Below are 17424 nucleotides of genomic sequence, written 5' to 3'. Positions count from 1 at the left end.
CCCCCCCGCCCCCCCCCCGGCGCCCGGCCCCCCCCCGGGCCCGGCCCCCCCCCGCCCCGCCGCCCCCCCCCCCCCCCCCCCCCCCCCCCCCCCCCCCCCCCCACGACAACAAGACGACAACGGACCGGGCCCGCGGAAAATGCCCGGCCCGCGCCGTTCCGTACGCAATCCGTACGATTCTCCACGGCATCCGTACGGTTTGCTTACGCCGCCCCCCGGCGGCCTGCCGCCTACTCGTCCGTGGCGGGCGGCGGCGTCTTGCGGGCGCCGGGCGCCTTGCGGGGAGCGGCCTTGCGCGGGGTGGCCCTGCGGGGCGCCGCCTTGCGCGGGGTCGCGGCCCGCGGCGCGGCCGCCTCGGCGGGGTCGGTGGCGACGGGCGTCTCCTTGGCCGTGCCCGCCCCTGCCGTGCCCGTTCCGGCCGGCCTCTCCGTACGGGCGGACTCGCGCGGCCCGGGGGCGTCCGGCTCGACCGCGACGGCGATGTCGGTCATCTCGTCGGCAGCCTCGCCGCGCCAGGTGCGGACGCTGTGCTCACCGCGCTCGGCGACGCGGACATACGTCTCGCGCGCCTTCACGGCGTACTCCAGGGCGACCCCGACACCCCGCAGCGCGAGGCCCTGCGCGGTCTCGCCGAGCTTGCGCGGGTCGCGGTCGATGGAGCCGATCAACTCGTTGACCTTGGACTGCACGGTCTCCTGGGCCTCGCGGGCCCGCTCCGCCGCCTGCTCCTGCACGACGCGCGGATCGGTCCTGCGCACGGCCTCGAAACGCTCGGGCGCCTTCTTGACCTGCTCCACGACAAGGTCGGCGGTCCCGGCGGCGAAGTAGAGCGGGGTCGGGTCGGTGAGGGTCTTACGCAGGTCATCGGCGATGGCCATGACTGTCAACCTCCGGGATCGGGTGAGGGTGGTACGACAGCACCGGGCGGGTCGCCCGCTCCGGCACCACGAGCCGCCGGCCGGCACCGGGAGCCGGGCCGGGGCGCGCGCCGGGTCAGGGCCCTTCCGGGGCGGACCCGTTCTCCTTGCGGAACGACTCGTAGATCTGGAGCAGGGCCTGCTTCTGCCGTTCGCTGATCGACGGGTCGGCGAGGATGGCGGCACGCGTCTCCACCTCTTCGCGCTCCCGCTCGTCCAACATCCCGGCCTGCACGTACAGCGTCTCCGCGGAGATGCGCAGCGCCCTGGCGAGCTGCTGGAGGATCTCCGCGCTCGGCTTGCGCAGCCCGCGCTCGATCTGGCTCAGATACGGATTGGACACCCCGGCGGCATCAGCGAGCTGCCGCAACGAGAGCTGCGCCGTACGCCGCTGCTCGCGCAGGTACTCGCCGAGACCGCCGACGTTGAGTGCTGCCATGCGCCCACCATGCACACACCACGCTAACTTTTGCAAGCACCACCGCTTGCAACAGCACGCGAGGGGTTGCAACAGCGCGAGGGCTTGCAACAGCTTGCGAGGCGTCGGCGCCGGGCGCGGATCACCTGAGGGCGGCTGTGGCGCGTACGGTGAGGCGCATGGTGCACCAGGTTGCGGAGCGGCTGTGCCGGGACGTCGTCGAGGTCGTGCGGGGCGCCGGCCTGCACGAGCAGGCTCTGGCCCTTGAGGCGGGCCTCGCCGCCGCGACGGCACCGGCGGGGCCCGCACCGGCCCGCGGACCGGCGGCCGGCCCCGTGGCGGTCGCGGCCGAGGGGGTCGCCGCCGCCCACCTGCCCCAGGCGATGGACCCGTCGCGGCAGGGCGCGGCGCACCTGCTGGGCGGGGTACTCGGGGAACTGGCCGACGACCTGCACTGGACCCAGACCGCGGCCTATGTGGCGGCTCCGCCGCACGCGTCGTTCCTCAGCCGCTACGCCCATGCCACGATCCTCGGCTCCGCGGCGTCGTCCCCCCTGGTCGTGGACCCGACCCGCACCGCGGTGGCAGGTGTCCTGCTTCTCGGCCCGGACAACCACTACCCGCACCACCATCACCCCGCCGACGAGGTGTACATCCCGCTGACCCGCGCCCTGTGGAGTTCCGGGGCGGGCGAGCCCTACCGGCCCCTCGCCCCCGGGCAGGTCCTGCACCACCGCCCGGGGCAGGAGCACGCGATCCGGACCGGCGAGGCACCCCTGCTCGCGCTCTATCTCTGGAGCGGCGACACGACGGCCTCCGCGCGGCTCTCCCACCCGGGTTGACCGCAACTCGGCCGTAGCGCAGTGGACTTGCACCGCGGGCGCACTTGCCCTGCGGGCTCACTTGTACCGCGTGTGCGCTTGTCCAGCGTGTGTGCTTGTACCGCGTGCGCGCTTGTCCCGCGGGCGCCTTTGCCCCGCGCTCTCGGACGCGCGCGCCCCGGGACGCGTACGGGAACGCACGCACCGCGCCGGGGCCGCTCCGCCGGGCCTCAACTCAGGACTGGGCCCGGGGCTTGAGTGTCTCGCTGCCGCCGTTGATGTCGAAGTCGCCGACGTACCACTTCCCGCCGATCCGTTCGGCCTCCAGCTTGGCCGTGAACGTCTTCGGGTTCACGCCCTTCGATCCGGCCAGCAGGATGGCCCGCAGCGGCCGTCCGTCGACCATGATCTTGGCCGTGGGGACGGACGCCTTGTCGCCCGCGGGGGTCGGGGCCTCGACCTTCACCGTCGGCGTGCCGGAGGCGTTCTTCGGCGTGAACGCCTTGCTCATGGCCTTCAGGCCGTCCGCCATCTTCTGCGTGGTCGACGCGTCGCACTTCTGGGCGTTCATGCCCTGCGCGGGGGACGAGCCATCCCCCGGCTCGGCGGAGAGCATGCAGGCACGCTTCGCGTCCTCCGCGATGACCGCGCCGACCCAGGCGCCGGTCGCGGAGGCCACGGTGGACTGGTCGAGCCCCTGAGCACCGGAACCGGCGCTGGGCGACGGGCCGGCCGAGGGCGTGTGCGTGCTGCTGTGGTGACGTGAGCCGGAAGAGGACTTCACGTGCGACTTCGCGTGGCACGCCGCCAGGAGCGGCACCACCGCCAGCAGAGCGGCGGCCATGGCCCGCCTCATCGTCCTTGTGCCGGACCGCGGTCGTGCCATGACGTTCTACTTCCTTACGCGTGAGGTGACTTGGTCGTCCCGTCGCCCCTTCGCGTGCTTGCGGGCCCTGTGCCCGCCGGCGGCCGGGAGTCGAACGGTCGCTCGAAACGCTATCGTTCCGCCCTCGCCGGCCCCCGGAGCGCCCGGCGTCGTCGCGGCGCCTCCCCGGCATCACCACGCGCCGGTCACCGAAGCCCCACCTTCCGCCCCGTAGAAGGACACAGAGGGCTCGAAGGCCCGCCCGCCGTACGGACGACCTGCGCCGGGCCGCCGCCCCGCGGCAACCGGCGGGGTGCCACTCTGCGGCAACCACCGGAGCGCGCGTCCGGCGGCGGGCGGCATGCCGCCCCGAACGCCGTGGGCGCCCCTCTCGCCGCCGAACGCGGTCAAGGCCCCGTTCCCGCAGACGCATTGACGCTCCATCCGGCTCAGCCGTACCGTCATCGATATTCAACGTTGCAAAAGGTCCAGACCAGCAACCGAGAGGACTCCCCCCATGGGATGGCGACCGGGATGGCAACAGAGACGGCAACAGAGATGGCACTCGGGATGGCGACCGAGGCGGCAACGGCAGCAGCAGACGTCAGGACCGCGCCGACTGATCACGCTGGTGGCCGCGTTGATCCTGGCGGCGACCGCCGGCGTCGCCACCTCGCCGAGCGCCTCGGCCAACGCGCCGGGCGGCAGCATGTACACCCGCGCCTCGGCCAACGAGTTCCTGGCCTACTCCCGGGTCATCCGGCTCGAACACAGCGGCACCGCCAACGGGACGCTCATCGGCACCTTCGAGCACGCGAGCCTGGACGGCACGGCGTCCGGGTTCGTCATCCGCGCCTCCGACGACGACGGCGCCACCTGGCGGACGCTCACCACCGTCACCGACCCGCTGACCGGCGCGGGCCACCCGTCGGACCAGTTCTGGCAGCCCTTCCTCTACGAACTGCCGAAGCAGATGGGGGCGTACCCGGCAGGCACCCTGCTGCTGGCGGGCAACATCGCTCCCAGCAGCCAGGCCCGCACCGACTTCGTGCTATGGCGCAGCACCGACCAGGGCGCGCACTGGTCGTACCAGGACATCGTCCAGACCGGCGGCGGCGGGTCCGGCGCACCGCACGGCGGATCGGGCATCTGGGAGCCGTTCCTGACCGAGGACGGCGCGGGGCGGCTGGCCATGTACTTCTCCGACGAGCGCCAGGAGCCGGCGCACGCGCAGATCATCGCCCACATGGTCTCCGACGACGGCGGCGCCACCTGGAGCGCCAACCCCGACGGGTCGACGAACTTCGCGCCCGGCCTCGTCGCCGACGTCGAGAGCACCTCCGACACGGACCGGCCCGGGATGCCGACCGTCGCCACCCTGCCGGACGGGCGCATGGTCATGGCCTACGAGCTCTGCGGCGACGGACGCAACTGCGAGGCGCACACCAAGACCTCCACCGACGGCGGGACCACCTGGGGCAGCGGGCCCTCGGACCTCGGGACGGAGGCCGTCACCTCCGACGGCCGCTACCTCGGCAGCAGCCCGTACCTCGTCTGGAGCCCGCAGGGCGGACCCTCGGGGGAGCTGCTGCTGACCGGCATGCGGACCCGCTTCACCGGCTCCAACGACTTCGCGCCCGAGGACCAGCAGGCCGTGTTCGTCAAGGACCCCGACTCCACGGGCTCCTGGTCCTGGACCCCGGCACCGTTCCAACCCGTCGCCACCAGCGATACGAGCTGCAAGACCAACTACAGCCCCGACCTGCTGCTCGACAGCACCGGCGCCACCTTCCGCTACACCACCGCCACCGTCGGCGGCGCGGCGGGCTGCGAGGAGGGCACGGCCGTGGGCAACGCCGCGGTGCTGCCGTACACGAGCGACTTCGCGAACGGGACGTCGGGCTGGATCGGCTACGGAGGCTGCTGGACGACGTCCGGCGGCGTCCTGTCCGAGACCTGCGGCGGCGACGGCGGCAACAAGTCCATCGCCGGCTCCACCGGATGGACCGACTACCGCCTCTCGGGCGACGTACGCATCGACAGCGGCTCACAGGCGGGGTTCGTCGTCCGCGCGTCCGACCCGGCCACCGGAGCCGACGCCCTGGACGGGTACTACGTCGGCGTATCGGCGACGAGCCTCTTCCTCGGCAGGCAGAACGGCGGCTGGACGGCGCTCGCCGACACCCCCGTGCCCGGCGGTCTCACCACCGGCGCCTGGTACCACCTCGACGTACGGGTGGCCGGCTGCACCCTGGACGTGACCGGCTCGCCCGCCGACTCCGACGGGCAGACCGTCAGCCTCAGCTACCAGGACCCCGACTGCACCTTCACGCACGGCGCGATCGGCGTGCGTGACCAGTCCACCACGGCGAGCTGGCGGAACATCAGCGTCACCAGCGCGAACTGACGCCCCGTCAACTCTCTGTGCGCGTGCGGGGCCCGGTCCCCCCCCCCCCGCCGGGGCGCCGGGGGGGGGGGGGGGGGCGGCGGCCCCCCCCCCCCCCCGCGACCGGCCGGAATCCGCTTCCCGCTACATCGGGGCCATCTTGTCCACGATGCCGGGGTTCTTGGCCATCCACGCCTTGACGGCGTCCTCCTCGTGCCCCGTGCCGGCCTTCTTGATCTGGCTCTCCAGACCGCCCAGCTCCGCGTCCGACATGTGGAAGTTCTTCAGCCACTTGGTCAGCTGCGGGTACTGCTGGGGGAACTTCTTGCTGGCCACGGTGGTCAGCTTGTCGCCGGTGCCGAAGGCCTTCTGCGGGTCGGCGAGCTTGGTCAGGTGGTACGTGCTGTAGGCCCAGTGCGGCGACCACAGCACGACCGCGACCGGCTTCTTCTGCGCGTAGTCGCGCTTCAGCTCGGACAGCATGCCCGGCGTGGAGCCGTCGACGACCTTGTACTCCTTGTCGACGCCGTACGTCGGCAGCACCTTGTTCTTGAGGAGGTTCATCTCCTCGGTGCCCGGCTCGATCCCGATGATCCGGTTGCCGAACTCCTTGCCCTTGCCCTTGAGGTCGCTGTACGTCTTGACGCCCTTGACGTAGCTGGGCACCGCGACCTCCAGGGAGGTCGGGCCGTACCAGTAGCCGATCTTGGTCAGATCGTTGTGGTACTTGTCCCAGTACGGTTTCTGCGTGTACGGCAGCCACCCGTCGAACTGCACGTCCAACTGGCCTCTGGACAGAGCGGCGTACATCGGGCCCACGTCGAACTGCTTGAGGTTCATCGTGTAGCCGCGCTTGGCGAGGACCTCTTTCCAGAGGTACGTGGCGGCGATGTCCTCGTCCCAGGGGAACCAGGCGACGTTGATCGGGCGCGCGGCCTCTTTGGCGACCGCTGCCTGGACCCCCTTGTTCTGCTTCGGCACGGGGACCCACTTGTCGACGAGGCCCGGATTGGCCTTGAGCCACGTCTTGACCGCCTCCGGCTCGTGGCCGGTGCCGGACTTCTGGATCTGCGCCTCAAGGCTGCTGAGCTGGGTCTCGCTCATCTTGAAGTTCTTCAGCCAGTTCCCGACCGCCGGGTTGTCCTGGGAGAAGCCCTTGCGGGTCAGCATGTGGATGCTGTCGCCCTTGCCCCAGGCGTTCTTGGGGTCGGCGAGCTTGGTGAGCTTGTACGTGCTGTAGGCCCAGTGCGGCGACCACAGCACGACCGCGACCGGCTTCTTCTGCGCGTAGTCGCGCTTCAGCTCGGACAGCATGCTCGGCGTGGAGCCGTCGGTGACCTGGTACTCCTTGTCGAGCCCGTACGCCTTGAGGACCTTGCTCTTGAGCAGGCCCATCTCGCCGGCGCTCGGCTCGATGCCGATGATCCGGCCGCCGAACTCGGAGGCCTTGCCCTTCAGGTCCGCCATGGTCTTGACGCCCTTGACGTAGCTGGGGACGGAGATCTCCAGCGACGTCTGGTCGTACCACTTGCCCATGTCGTCCAGCTGGCTGCCGTACTTTTTCCAGTAGGCGGCGTGCGTGGTGGGCAGCCAGGAGTCGGTCTGCAGGTCGATCTGGCCGTTGGCCTGGCCCTGGTAGAGGGCGCCCGCGTCGTACTGCTTGACGTTGACCTTGTATCCGCGCTCCTGGAGCATCTCCTGCCACAGGTACGTGGTGGCGATGCCCTCGTCCCACGGGATGTAGCCGATGCTCACCGACTTGCCGTGGCCCACGTTCGCGGAGGAGCCCGCCGTGGTCGACGTCGAGTCGGAGCCGGAGCCGCCGAACAGGCCGAGGCCGCCGGCGGCGAGCGCCAGGACCACCACGCCGACGAGTGCCACAACGGGCTGCGGCCGGTGGTTCCAGATCTTCAGGCCCGCCACCCCGCTGGCCATCTCGCGGGCCTTGGCGAGGCTGCGGCGGCCGAGCGGCGAGACCTGCTGGCCGAGCGCGCCGGTCATCCGGTCCAGGTAGATCGCGAGGATCACGATGGAGATGCCGGCCTCGAAGCCGAGGCCGATGTTCACGTTGCCGATGGCCTGGAAGACGTCGCCACCGAGGCCGCCGCCGCCGACCATGCCCGCGATGACCACCATGGACAGGCCGAGCATCACGTTCTGGGTGACACCGGCCATGATCGTCTGCATGGCGAGCGGGAGCTGGACGCGCAGCAGCGTCTGGCGCGGGGGCGTGCCGAACGCGTCGGCCGCCTCGACCAGTTCCTCGTCGACCTGCCGGATGCCCAGCTCGGTCATACGGACGCCGGGCGGCAGCGCGAACACGATCGTCGCGATGATGCCGGGCACGACGCCGACGCCGAAGAAGATGACGCCCGGGATCAGGTAGACCATGGCGGGCATGGTCTGCATGAAGTCGAGGACCGGCCGGAAGATCTGGCTGACGGTCTTGGACCGGGCCGCCCAGATGCCGAGCGGGACGCCGATCACCAGGGTGAGCACCGTGGCCACCAGGACCAGCGAGAGCGTCTGCATCGAGTGGTCCCACAACTCGATGGAGTCGATCAGCGCGAAGCCGATGAAGGCGAGCACACCGGCGGACAGGCTCCGCAGCCACCAGGCGATGACGGCGAAGATGCCCGCGAGCAGCAGCGGCTGGGGGGCCGACAGGACGTCGAATATCCAGCTGTAGAGGTGGTTGACGAGCCAGGAGACAGCGTCGAACAGCCACGAGAGGTTGTTCTGCAGCCAGTTGACCGCGCTGTCGACCCAGTCGCCGAGGTGGAGCCTAGGCACTGGCCACCGCCTTGCCCGAGGCGTCGTCCGCGCCGGTGGCGGTGGTGCCCTCGGCCGGGGACGCGGCGTCCGTCGGCGTCATCGGCTCGCCGAGCACGGCGAGCAGCCGCGCCCTCGGTACGACACCCACGAGCCCGCCGTCCTCGCCGGTGACGGCGACGGCGACGCCGCTGGTGGAGCAGGGGGTGAACAGCTCGATGATCGGCGTGTCCTCGGTGACCGTGGCGGGCGCCGCCGCGAGGACGTCCTCGGCGGTACGGAGCTCCTTGCCGGAGTCCGTACGGGTGCCGTACGCGGTCTCGGGGTCGGCCATGATGGCGCCGGCCGTGAGCACGCGTGAGCGGTCGACGTCCTGCGTGAAGGAGGCGACGTAGTCGTTGGCGGGCGTGACGAGGATGTCCTGTCCCGAACCCTGCTGGACGATCCTGCCGTCGCGCATCACGGCGATCCGGTCGCCGAGGCGCATGGCCTCGTTGAGGTCGTGCGTGATGAACACGATGGTCTTCTTCAGCCGCTTCTGGAGTGTCAGCAGCTGGTCCTGCATGTCGCGCCTGATCAGCGGGTCGAGCGCGCTGAAGGACTCGTCCATGAGGAGCACGTCCGCGTCGGTGGCGAGGGCGCGGGCGAGGCCCACGCGCTGCTGCATGCCGCCGGAGAGCTCGTCGGGCCAGGACTTCTCCCAGCCGCCGAGGCCGGTGAGTTCCAGGGCCTCGCGCGCGTGCTCTTCGCGCTGCTTGCGCGGCATGCCCTGGACTTCGAGGCCGTACGCGGCGTTCTCCAGCACGCTGCGGTGCGGGAAGAGCGCGAAGTGCTGGAACACCATGCTGATCTTGGTGGACCGGATCGCGCGCAGCCCGTCCTTGGACAGGGCTGTCACGTCCTCCCCGTCGAAGAGGACGCGGCCCGCGGTCGGTTCGAGCAGCCCGTTGAGCATGCGCAGCAACGTGGACTTGCCGGAGCCCGACAAGCCCATCACCACGAAGATCTGCCCCGGCTCGACCGTGAAGGATGCGTCGATGACGGCGGCCGTCGTTCCGTCGGCGCGAAGCTCCTCGCGGTCCGCACCGCTCTCGAGCTTCGTCACAGCTTCATCTGGTCGTCTGCCGAAGACTTTGTACAAGTGCTCGGCTTGCAGCCTGGACACATAAACCTCACGAGTTGAACCGAAAAACGGCTCGCCACCCCCGCCGGGCGAGCCGTGGAGCGGCACGGGGTCTGCCCGCTTGCCCGGCCTGATCCGGCAGGGAGAAGCCGGAGGGCTGGTCCGCTCCGGGTGCGCGCCTGCCCCCGCTTATCCAGACCAAACAATTATGTGATCTACATCACGTCAATTTGGCGTGTCGCTCCTGCACGAGGGACATCGGGGGCGTCAACGGATGTCAGTGGCCTACGGCATCATCAGCCACGTGACGCGACGCCTGATGCTCCTCGACACCGCCTCCCTGTACTTCCGCGCGTACTTCGGCGTGCCCGAGTCCGTGCGGGCCCCGGACGGCACCCCGGTCAACGCCGTGCGCGGGCTCCTCGACTTCATCGCCCGCCTGGTCCAGGACCACCGGCCGGACGCGCTGGTGGCCTGCATGGACGCCGACTGGCGTCCCCAGTGGCGCGTCGACCTGATCCCGTCGTACAAGGCCCACCGGGTCGCCGAGGAGCACGAGGAGGGGGCGGACGAGGAGGAGGTGCCCGACACCCTCTCCCCGCAGGTCCCGGTCATCGAGGCGGTCCTGGACGCGCTGGGCATCGCGCGCGTCGGCGTCGCGGGGTACGAGGCGGACGACGTGATCGGCACGTTCACGGCGCGCGCCACGGGCCCCGTCGACATCGTCACCGGCGACCGCGACCTCTACCAGCTGGTGGACGACGGGCGCGGGGTGCGCGTGCTGTACCCGCTCAAGGGGGTCGGCACGCTCCAGCTGACCGACGAGGCGGTGCTGCGCGAGAAGTACGGGGTGTCCGGCGCCGGGTACGTGGACCTGGCGCTGCTGCGCGGCGATCCGAGCGACGGGCTGCCGGGCGTGCCGGGCATCGGCGAGAAGACCGCGGCGAAACTGCTGGACGCGTTCGGCGACCTCGCGGGGATCATGGCGGCCGTGGACGATCCGCACGCCAGGCTCACCCCGTCCCAGCGCAAGCGCCTGACCGAGGCGCGGCCCTATGTGGCCGTCGCCCCCGCCGTCGTGCGCGTCGCCTCCGACGTACCGCTGCCCGAGGTGGACACCGCCCTGCCCGCCACGCCGCGCGACCCGGACGCGCTGGTCGCCCTGGCCGAGCGCTGGGGGCTCGGCGGATCGCTGACCCGGCTGGTCACCGCCCTGGCGGAGGGCGGCGAGGGCTGAGGCGGGCCGCACCCCGCCGGCCGGGCGAGGGCCGGAACCCGTCGGCCGGACGGGGGCCGAACCCGTCGGCCGCACCCCCGACCGCCCGACGAGATGTTAGGTTAGGTAAGCCTAAGCCGAAATCGACCAGGGAGTTCGCCGTGGCGGAGGAACAGCGCCGTAAGGCACCTACGGCCCGCGAGGCGCGCGTCGTGCGCACCGAGCGGATCACCCCGCACATGGTGCGGATCGTGATCGGCGGTGAGGGGCTGGCTCCTGTGGAGTGCGGCGAGTTCACCGACCACTACGTGAAGATGATCTTCCCGGCGCCGGGGGCCGAGTACCCCGAGCCGTTCGACATGGACCGCATCCGCGAGGAGTTCCCGCGCGAGCAGTGGCCCACGACGCGTACGTACACGGTGCGGGCCTGGGACCCGGAGGCGTTGGAGATGACGTTCGACTTCGTCGTCCACGGCGACGAGGGCCTCGCGGGGCCCTGGGCGGCGCGCGCGGTGCCCGGCGAGATCGTGCGGTTCCTCGGCCCCGGCGGGGGGTATGCGCCGGACCCGGAGGCCGACTGGCACCTGCTCGCGGGCGACGAGAGCGCGCTGCCCGCGATCGCGGCGGCCCTGGAGCGGGCCCCCTCCGATGTGCCGGTGCACGCGTTCGTGGAGGTCGGGGACGCGGCCGAGGAGCAGAAGATCATGTGCCCCGACGGCGTCGGGGTGACCTGGCTGCACCGCGGGGAGCGGCCCGTCGGCGAGGCCCTGGTCGCGGCGGTGCGGGAGCTGGACTTCCCGGCCGGCTCGGTGCACGCGTTCGTCCACGGCGAGGCGGGCTTCGTGAAGGAGCTGCGCAAGCACCTCCGCAACGAGCGGGGGGTTCCGCGCGAGCGGCTGTCCGTCTCCGGCTACTGGCGTCAGGGGCACGACGACGAGGCGTGGCGCGCGGTCAAGCGCGAGTGGAACGCCCAGGTGGAGCGGGAGCAGGAGGGCCAGGCCACGGCCTGACACCCCTGCCCCGCTCCCCCGTTCCGCCGCATCACCCCCAGCGCGGCCCGGGCGGGCTCACACCGACTTCTGGTACGAGCGGAAGGTCAGCGTGGACAGCGCCACGGCCACCGCGGTGAGCGCCAGCAGTGCGCCGCCCCTGCTGAGGACGGAGTCCCAGTCGGGGGCGGCCGACATGGCCGAACGCCCTGCGATCATCGCCCAGTTGACGGGGTTCCAGGCGGCGATGTGCGCCATCCACACGGGCATCTGGCCCGGCGCCATGAAGGCCGACGTCAGGAACGTCAGCGGCAGCAGCAGGAAGGTGTTGATGCCGATGATGGACTCGCGCTGGCGCACCAGCATGCCCACCGCGTTGGACAGCGCGCCGAAGACCGTGCCGAGCAGGACGGACGCGAGGACGAGTACCGCGATGCCGCCCGCGCCGCCCGGGTAGCGGGCCCCTCCCGCGAGGCCGAGCAGCACGATCAGTACGGATTGCGCGGCCGTGCTCAGGGCGTTGTGCGCGACGTTCCCGTGGAGCACGGCGCCCCGGCTGACCGGCGTGGACAGGAAGCGGTTGAGCGTGCCGCGCTCGATCTCCTCCAGCATGCCCATCCCCGCCCACATGCTGGAGGACAGGGCGCTCATGACCACGATGCCGGGGATCAGGTAGTCCAGGTACGAGGTGGTGCCGAACCCGCCGAGCTCGACGACCTTCTTGAAGAGGTTGCCGAAGAGGAACAGCCAGATCGCGGGCTGGACCAGCGAGATGGCGAGGAAGACCGGCTGCCGGGCCGTCGCCCTGAGCTGGCGCTGCGTCACGAACCAGGTGTCGGTGAGGGCGTGTGTGCTCATCGGTCGCCCTCCGCCCCGGCCGTACGGGTACCCGGACCCGCAGCGGGGGCCGCGGTCCCCGCTGCGCCCCCTTCCGCTCCCGCCTGCGCGTCCTCGAAGCGCCGCCCCGCGTAGCGCAGGTAGACGTCGTCGAGCGAGGGCCGCGCGACGGTCGCGGCGGCGACCCGCGCGCCGGCCCGCTCCAGCACACCGAGCAGTACCGGTACGGCGGCGGCGCCGTCGGCCGACCGCACGCTGATCCTGCGGCCGTCCGCGGCCACGTCGCGCAGATCCGGCAGGGCGGCCAGCGCGGGCAGCAGCACGGAGGCGTCGGCGGGCTCCCTGAGCTCCAGGTGGACGGCGTCCCCGCGCAGTTCGCCCTTCAGCTCGTCGGGCGTGCCTTCGACCACCACCCGTCCCCGGTCCACGATGGCGATCCGTCCGGCGAGCCGGTCTGCCTCCTCCAGATAGTGCGTGGTCAGCAGGATGGTCAGGCTCTCCTCGGCGGCGAGCCTCGCGATCTCGTCCCACATGGCGGTCCGCGACTCGGGGTCGAGCCCGGTCGTCGGCTCGTCGAGGAACAGCACCTCGGGCCGGTGGATCAGCCCCAGCGCGACGTCCAACCGCCGCTGCATACCGCCCGAGTACCCCTTCACCAGGCGCTTCGCCGCGTCGGCGAGACCGAGGCGGGCGAGCAGTCCGTCGGCCCTGCGGGCGAGTCCGGCGCCGCGCAGACCGTACAGGCGGCCCTGGAGCAGCAGGTTCTCCCGGCCCGTCGCGGCCGGGTCGGCGCCCGAGCGCTGGGCGACGACCCCGATGGCGCGGCGCACCCGGTCGGGGTGGCGCAGTACGTCGTGCCCGGCGACCACGGCCGAGCCGCGGTCGGGCCGGGCCAGCGTAGTGAGGATCTTGACAGTGGTGGACTTGCCCGCGCCATTGGGGCCGAGGAGTCCGAGGACGCCCCCGGCGGGGACGGTGAGGGCGAGTCCGTCCAGCGCGGTGACGGGTCCCGGGTAGGTCTTCACGAGGCCGTGTGCCTCGACGGCGGGCGGCCCCTGCGCCGCGGACGGCGGGGGCGGCGTGGCGCCGGTAAGGATGCCGGTGGTCATGGCAGAGCTCTCCTGTGTGAGCGGTTCGCGGTCGTGTTCCGTCCGTGGTCACGGACGGGTTCGGGCCGCGCCGAGAGCGCCGGGCTTATCCTGGGTGTGCCGCACCTCGATTCGCCCGGTGCGCCTGGCGGCGGACCGGTTCGGGGTTGGAGCCCGACGGGAGCTGCTGCAACAGCGCCCGCCGGGTCTTTCCCCCGGTGCCCCGTTCGGGGCTTGTGCAGTGGTGGTCTCTCCCCCGGTGTCCCTCCCGCTGTTCGTCAGATCTTCTTCCGGACCTCTGTCGGTCCGCTCTTCTTCCGGGCCCCTGTCGGTCCGCTTCCGGCCGGTCCTCTTGGAACCCGGTTTCGAGTCCGGCCGGTCTTCTCCGACCGGTCCTCCTCCGACTCCGGCCGGCTCTTACTCCCGCCCCGGCGCCGCGTCCTGACGCGGCGCCGGACGCCGCGTGAGGACATGGCGTCAGGACGCGGCGTCAGGGCGCGGCGTCACGGCCGCCGCGGTGACGGGGCCCGCTTTCTCCCCCGCCCTCCGGCGATCCGCCGGGTGCCGCCGGGGGCTCCCCGGACACCGCCTGCCACTCGGGGGGCGCCTGCCCGCTCTCGTGCAGGCTCCGCCAGCCCTCGACACCGCTCAGCGTCTCCTCGTCGATCTCGCGCACGAAGCCGCGGACCCACGCGGCCTGCGCCTCGGCCATGTGGAGCTTGTACTCGATCTCCACCAGGAAGAGCCGGGGCAGTGTCTCGTAGAGCTTGCCCAGTACTCCGTGCAACGAGGCGGCGAGCACGTCGAGTTCGGCGAGCCGGTCCCGGAGCCGGGAGACGGCCTCGTCCGGGGGCAGGTAGCCGATCAGCGAGAGCGCCGTCTCGAAGAGCGGGAACTCCTCCGCCGGAACGGCCACCAGGTCGGACAGCCACTCCGTCACCTCCTCGCGCCCGGCGTCCGTCAGCCCGTAGAGCGTGCGCTCGGGCCTGTTGCCCTCCCGCTGCACCTCGGTGACCTCCACGAACCCGTGCTTCTCCAGGTTCTGCACGACGGTGTAGAGCGAGCCGTAGTTGATCTTCACGCTCGCTTCCTTGCCGCGCTGCCGCAGCGTCCTTGCGATCTCGTAGGGATGCATGGGCCGCTCACCGAGCAGTCCCATCACCGCGAGGGCCAGCGGATTGCTCAGCTTGCGCCGCTTCCCGCCGCTCATCGCGCCCACCTCCCCCCGCACGTCGTCGAGGAACTCGCCCGGCCCCGGCACGCCGAGTGGCCGAACGCCATCCGCTTCCTCATATCCGGGGCCGAATATATCGCGAATTTCGAGAGACCGTCAACGCACGAGATATATCGCGTTCGTTCTCGCCGTGCGCTAGCCGTCCCGCGGCGGACCGAGCTGCGGCGAACCGAGCCGCGTCGGACGACCGCAACCCCCGCGCCCCCGCCCGCGTGTGCGGCGCTCGCCGCGACCCCGGCACGGGCAGGATGCGGAGCATGACCGTTGCCGTGGCTCTCTTCACCTCCGACCTGCGCGTCCACGACCAGCCCGTGCTGCGGGCCGCGCTCGGGGCGGCGGACCGGGTCGTCCCGCTGTTCGTGCACGACGAGGGCATCAGGCGGGCCGGGTTCGCGTCGCCCAACCGCGAGGCGTTCCTCGCCGACTGCCTCGCCTCGCTCGACGCCGCGCTGCGCGACCGCGGCGGCCGGCTGGTCCTGCGTACGGGCGAACCGGCCGAGCAGGTGTGCCGCGTCGTCCAGGAGACCGGTGCCCGTGAGGTGCATGTCGCCGCCGGGGTCAGCCGGTACGCGCTGAGGCGCGAGGAGCGGCTGCGCGACGCGCTGTCCGCCGCGCGGTGCGCCCTGCACGTGCACGACGCCGTGGTCACGGCGCTCCCGCCGGGGCGCGTCACCCCGTCGTCCGGCGACCACTTCGCCGTCTTCACCCCGTACTTCCGCCGCTGGCGCGAGGCCGGTGTACGCGAGGCCTCCGGCGCGCCCCGTACCGTCCGGGTACCGCGCGTGGAGAGCGAGGCGCTGCCCCGCCGGGCGGACGTCAGCGGCGTCTCGCCCGGAGTCGCCGAGGGCGGCGAGGCCGTGGCGCGCAAGCGGCTCACCGCCTGGCTGCGCGACGGCGTCGAGGCGTACGAGGACCGCCACGACGACCTCGCGGGGGACGGCACGTCACGGCTCTCCCCGTACCTGCACTTCGGGTGCCTGTCCCCGGCAGAGCTGGTGCACCGGGCGGAGCGCAAGGGCGGCGCGGGCGCCGACGCGTTCGTACGGCAGCTGGCCTGGCGGGACTTCCACCACCAGGTCCTCGCGGCCAGGCCCGCGGCCTCCTGGTCCGACTACCGCGACCGGGGCGACCGCTGGTCGACAGGCCGGGAGGCCGAGGCGGCGGTCGAGGCCTGGCGGCGGGGGCGTACGGGCTACCCCGTCGTGGACGCGGCGATGCGCCAGCTGCTCCACGAGGGCTGGATGCACAACAGGGGCCGGCTCCTGGTCGCCTCCTTCCTCACCAAGACGCTGTACGCCGACTGGCGGACCGGCGCACGGCACTTCCTCCACCTGCTGGTGGACGGCGACCTGGCGAACAACCAGCTCAACTGGCAGTGGGCGGCCGGCACCGGTACGGACACCCGCCCCAACCGGGTGCTCAACCCGCTCACCCAGGCGAAGCGCTTCGACCCGAAAGGCACCTACGTACGCCGCTGGGTGCCGGAGCTCGCGACCGTGGAGGGCGCCGCGGTCCACCAGCCGTGGCGGCTGCCCGAGCGGGAGCGCGCGGACCTGGACTACCCGCCTCCGGTGGTGGACCTGGCGCAGGGGCGCGACCGGTTCCTGCGGGCGCGCGGAGCCTGAAGCGGCGCGGTGGTAAGGCGCGCCCCAAGTCCCCTGGCCGGGGCTGCGGCAGGGCGCGCGCCGGGGCGCCGGGGCACGGCGTCTACGCTGGCCGGATGAGTCACGTGGAGCCGCATCCGGACGACCGCGGGGACCGGGCGGCGGGCGCCGTCGTCGGGTCCGCCGTCGGCGACGCGCTCGGCGCGCCGTTCGAATTCGGGCCTCCGGGCGCGTACACGGAGCGCTTCCACGGCGGCCCGGGACAGATGTGGGCGGGCGGCGGCTGGGAGAGCGGCGAGGCCACGGACGACACCCAGATGGCGGTGCTCGTGGGCGAGTCCCTGCTGGACCGCGGCGGGCTCGACCTGCCGGACATCTTCGAGCGCTTCAAGCGCTGGGCCGCAGGTGAGCCCAAGGACATGGGCATCCAGACGGAGGTGGTCCTCACCAGCGGCCGGCCCTGGGACACGGCGGCGTCCGTGCACTTCCAGCAGACACGGCGGGCGGCGGGCAACGGCTCGCTGATGCGGGCGGCCACCTCCGCGGTGTACTTCGCGCCCGCGGGCCGCGACGCCACCATGGAGGCCGCGCGGCGCATCGCCGCGCTGACCCACGGGGACCGCGCGGCGTGGGAGGGCACGGCGGTCTTCCACGAGCTGGTACGGGTCGCGCTCGGCGGCGGCGACCCGCTGGAGGCGCTGGAGGCGACGCTGGACGGCGTGCACGAGGCGCACCGCGAGCGGTGGGCGGCGGTGCTGTCCCCGGGCTGGGACCCGTCCATGGCCACGGAGTTCAACGGCGCCGTCTGGCCCTGCCTGGCGTCCGCGGTCTGGGCCCTGCGCACGACGGGGTCCTTCGAACGGGCCGTCGGCGCGGCCATCGACCTGGGCGGGGACACGGACACGGTCGCGGCGGTCACGGGCGGGCTCGCCGGAGCGGTCTACGGAGCCGCCGCGATCCCGGCCCGCTGGACGGCCCCGCTCCACGTCCCGCTGCCCGGCTTCGGCCGCACGCTCGACGCGCAGGCGCTGACGTCCCTGGCCGGCTCCCTGGCCCGGGCGAGCCGCTGAGCGCGGCGCGCTCCTCGCGGAACCCCGCCTGCCACGGCGGTATCGGCGCCGAACTGGCGGTGCTTCGCGCGGCGCGCGCCCCCG

At 72.4% G+C, this 17424-nt stretch carries 14 protein-coding genes; 6 read left to right on the top strand and 8 right to left on the bottom strand.

Going from position 1 to position 17424, the window contains the following annotated elements:
* Positions 1–230: 230 nt before the first annotated feature.
* Entirely contained in the window at positions 231–878 is a 648-nt protein-coding gene (locus tag LCE31_RS01965) for a hypothetical protein (RefSeq protein ID WP_225012172.1), read from the bottom strand.
* 115 nt (positions 879–993) lie between these two features.
* The gene (locus LCE31_RS01960) at positions 994–1356 is read right to left on the bottom strand and encodes a helix-turn-helix domain-containing protein (protein ID WP_225012171.1); all 363 of its coding nucleotides are present in this window, start codon (positions 1354–1356) and stop codon (positions 994–996) included.
* Positions 1357–1514: 158 nt separating this feature from the next.
* On the opposite strand from LCE31_RS01960, the gene LCE31_RS01955 reads away from it, so the two are divergent.
* Entirely contained in the window at positions 1515–2177 is a 663-nt protein-coding gene (locus LCE31_RS01955) for a dimethylsulfonioproprionate lyase family protein (RefSeq protein WP_225012170.1), read from the top strand.
* A gap of 214 nt (positions 2178–2391) precedes the next feature.
* Here the strand turns inward: LCE31_RS01955 and LCE31_RS01950 are convergent, their stop codons facing one another.
* Positions 2392–3042, bottom strand: coding sequence for a hypothetical protein (locus LCE31_RS01950; protein WP_225012169.1), 651 nt, complete (start codon positions 3040–3042; stop codon positions 2392–2394).
* 610 nt (positions 3043–3652) lie between these two features.
* On the opposite strand from LCE31_RS01950, the gene LCE31_RS01945 reads away from it, so the two are divergent.
* Complete coding sequence (locus LCE31_RS01945; protein ID WP_225012168.1) at positions 3653–5428, top strand: exo-alpha-sialidase; 1776 nt, start codon at positions 3653–3655, stop codon at positions 5426–5428.
* Positions 5429–5551: 123 nt separating this feature from the next.
* On the opposite strand, the gene LCE31_RS01940 is transcribed toward LCE31_RS01945, so the two are convergent.
* Complete coding sequence (locus tag LCE31_RS01940) at positions 5552–8200, bottom strand: ABC transporter permease/substrate binding protein (RefSeq protein WP_225012167.1); 2649 nt, start codon at positions 8198–8200, stop codon at positions 5552–5554.
* Positions 8193–9344: a quaternary amine ABC transporter ATP-binding protein gene (locus LCE31_RS01935; RefSeq protein ID WP_225012166.1), complete on the bottom strand. Its 1152-nt coding sequence runs from the start codon at positions 9342–9344 to the stop codon at positions 8193–8195. Before LCE31_RS01935 ends, LCE31_RS01940 begins: the two co-directional genes overlap by 8 nt.
* Before the next feature lie 232 nt (positions 9345–9576).
* On the opposite strand from LCE31_RS01935, the gene LCE31_RS01930 reads away from it, so the two are divergent.
* Both LCE31_RS01930 and LCE31_RS01925 read left to right on the top strand, forming a co-directional pair.
* Complete coding sequence (locus tag LCE31_RS01930; protein ID WP_225012165.1) at positions 9577–10539, top strand: 5'-3' exonuclease; 963 nt, start codon at positions 9577–9579, stop codon at positions 10537–10539.
* A gap of 140 nt (positions 10540–10679) precedes the next feature.
* Positions 10680–11528 carry a siderophore-interacting protein gene (locus tag LCE31_RS01925; RefSeq protein ID WP_225012164.1) on the top strand — a complete coding sequence of 283 codons (849 nt, stop codon included), beginning with the start codon at positions 10680–10682 and terminating at the stop codon, positions 11526–11528.
* 57 nt (positions 11529–11585) lie between these two features.
* Here LCE31_RS01925 and LCE31_RS01920 read toward each other — a convergent pair whose 3' ends face one another.
* The 3 genes from LCE31_RS01920 to LCE31_RS01910 form a co-directional block, all read right to left on the bottom strand.
* Complete coding sequence (locus LCE31_RS01920) at positions 11586–12365, bottom strand: ABC transporter permease (protein ID WP_225012163.1); 780 nt, start codon at positions 12363–12365, stop codon at positions 11586–11588.
* Entirely contained in the window at positions 12362–13453 is a 1092-nt protein-coding gene (locus LCE31_RS01915; RefSeq protein ID WP_225012162.1) for an ATP-binding cassette domain-containing protein, read from the bottom strand. Before LCE31_RS01915 ends, LCE31_RS01920 begins: the two co-directional genes overlap by 4 nt.
* 469 nt (positions 13454–13922) lie before the next feature.
* Complete coding sequence (locus LCE31_RS01910; RefSeq protein ID WP_225012161.1) at positions 13923–14642, bottom strand: PadR family transcriptional regulator; 720 nt, start codon at positions 14640–14642, stop codon at positions 13923–13925.
* Positions 14643–14923: 281 nt separating this feature from the next.
* Here LCE31_RS01910 and LCE31_RS01905 point away from each other — a divergent pair, with 281 nt between their 5' ends.
* Positions 14924–16291 carry a cryptochrome/photolyase family protein gene (locus LCE31_RS01905; protein WP_225012160.1) on the top strand — a complete coding sequence of 456 codons (1368 nt, stop codon included), beginning with the start codon at positions 14924–14926 and terminating at the stop codon, positions 16289–16291.
* A gap of 95 nt (positions 16292–16386) precedes the next feature.
* The gene (locus tag LCE31_RS01900; protein WP_225012159.1) at positions 16387–17340 is read left to right on the top strand and encodes an ADP-ribosylglycohydrolase family protein; all 954 of its coding nucleotides are present in this window, start codon (positions 16387–16389) and stop codon (positions 17338–17340) included.
* The last annotated feature ends 84 nt before the right edge of the window (positions 17341–17424 follow it).

Origin of the sequence: Streptomyces sp. 8L, from assembly GCF_020176795.1 — a bacterium.
GTDB lineage: Bacteria > Actinomycetota > Actinomycetes > Streptomycetales > Streptomycetaceae > Streptomyces.
The sequence above is the reverse complement of the archived record's forward strand: the minus strand, read 5'-3'. Positions and strand labels throughout refer to the sequence as shown.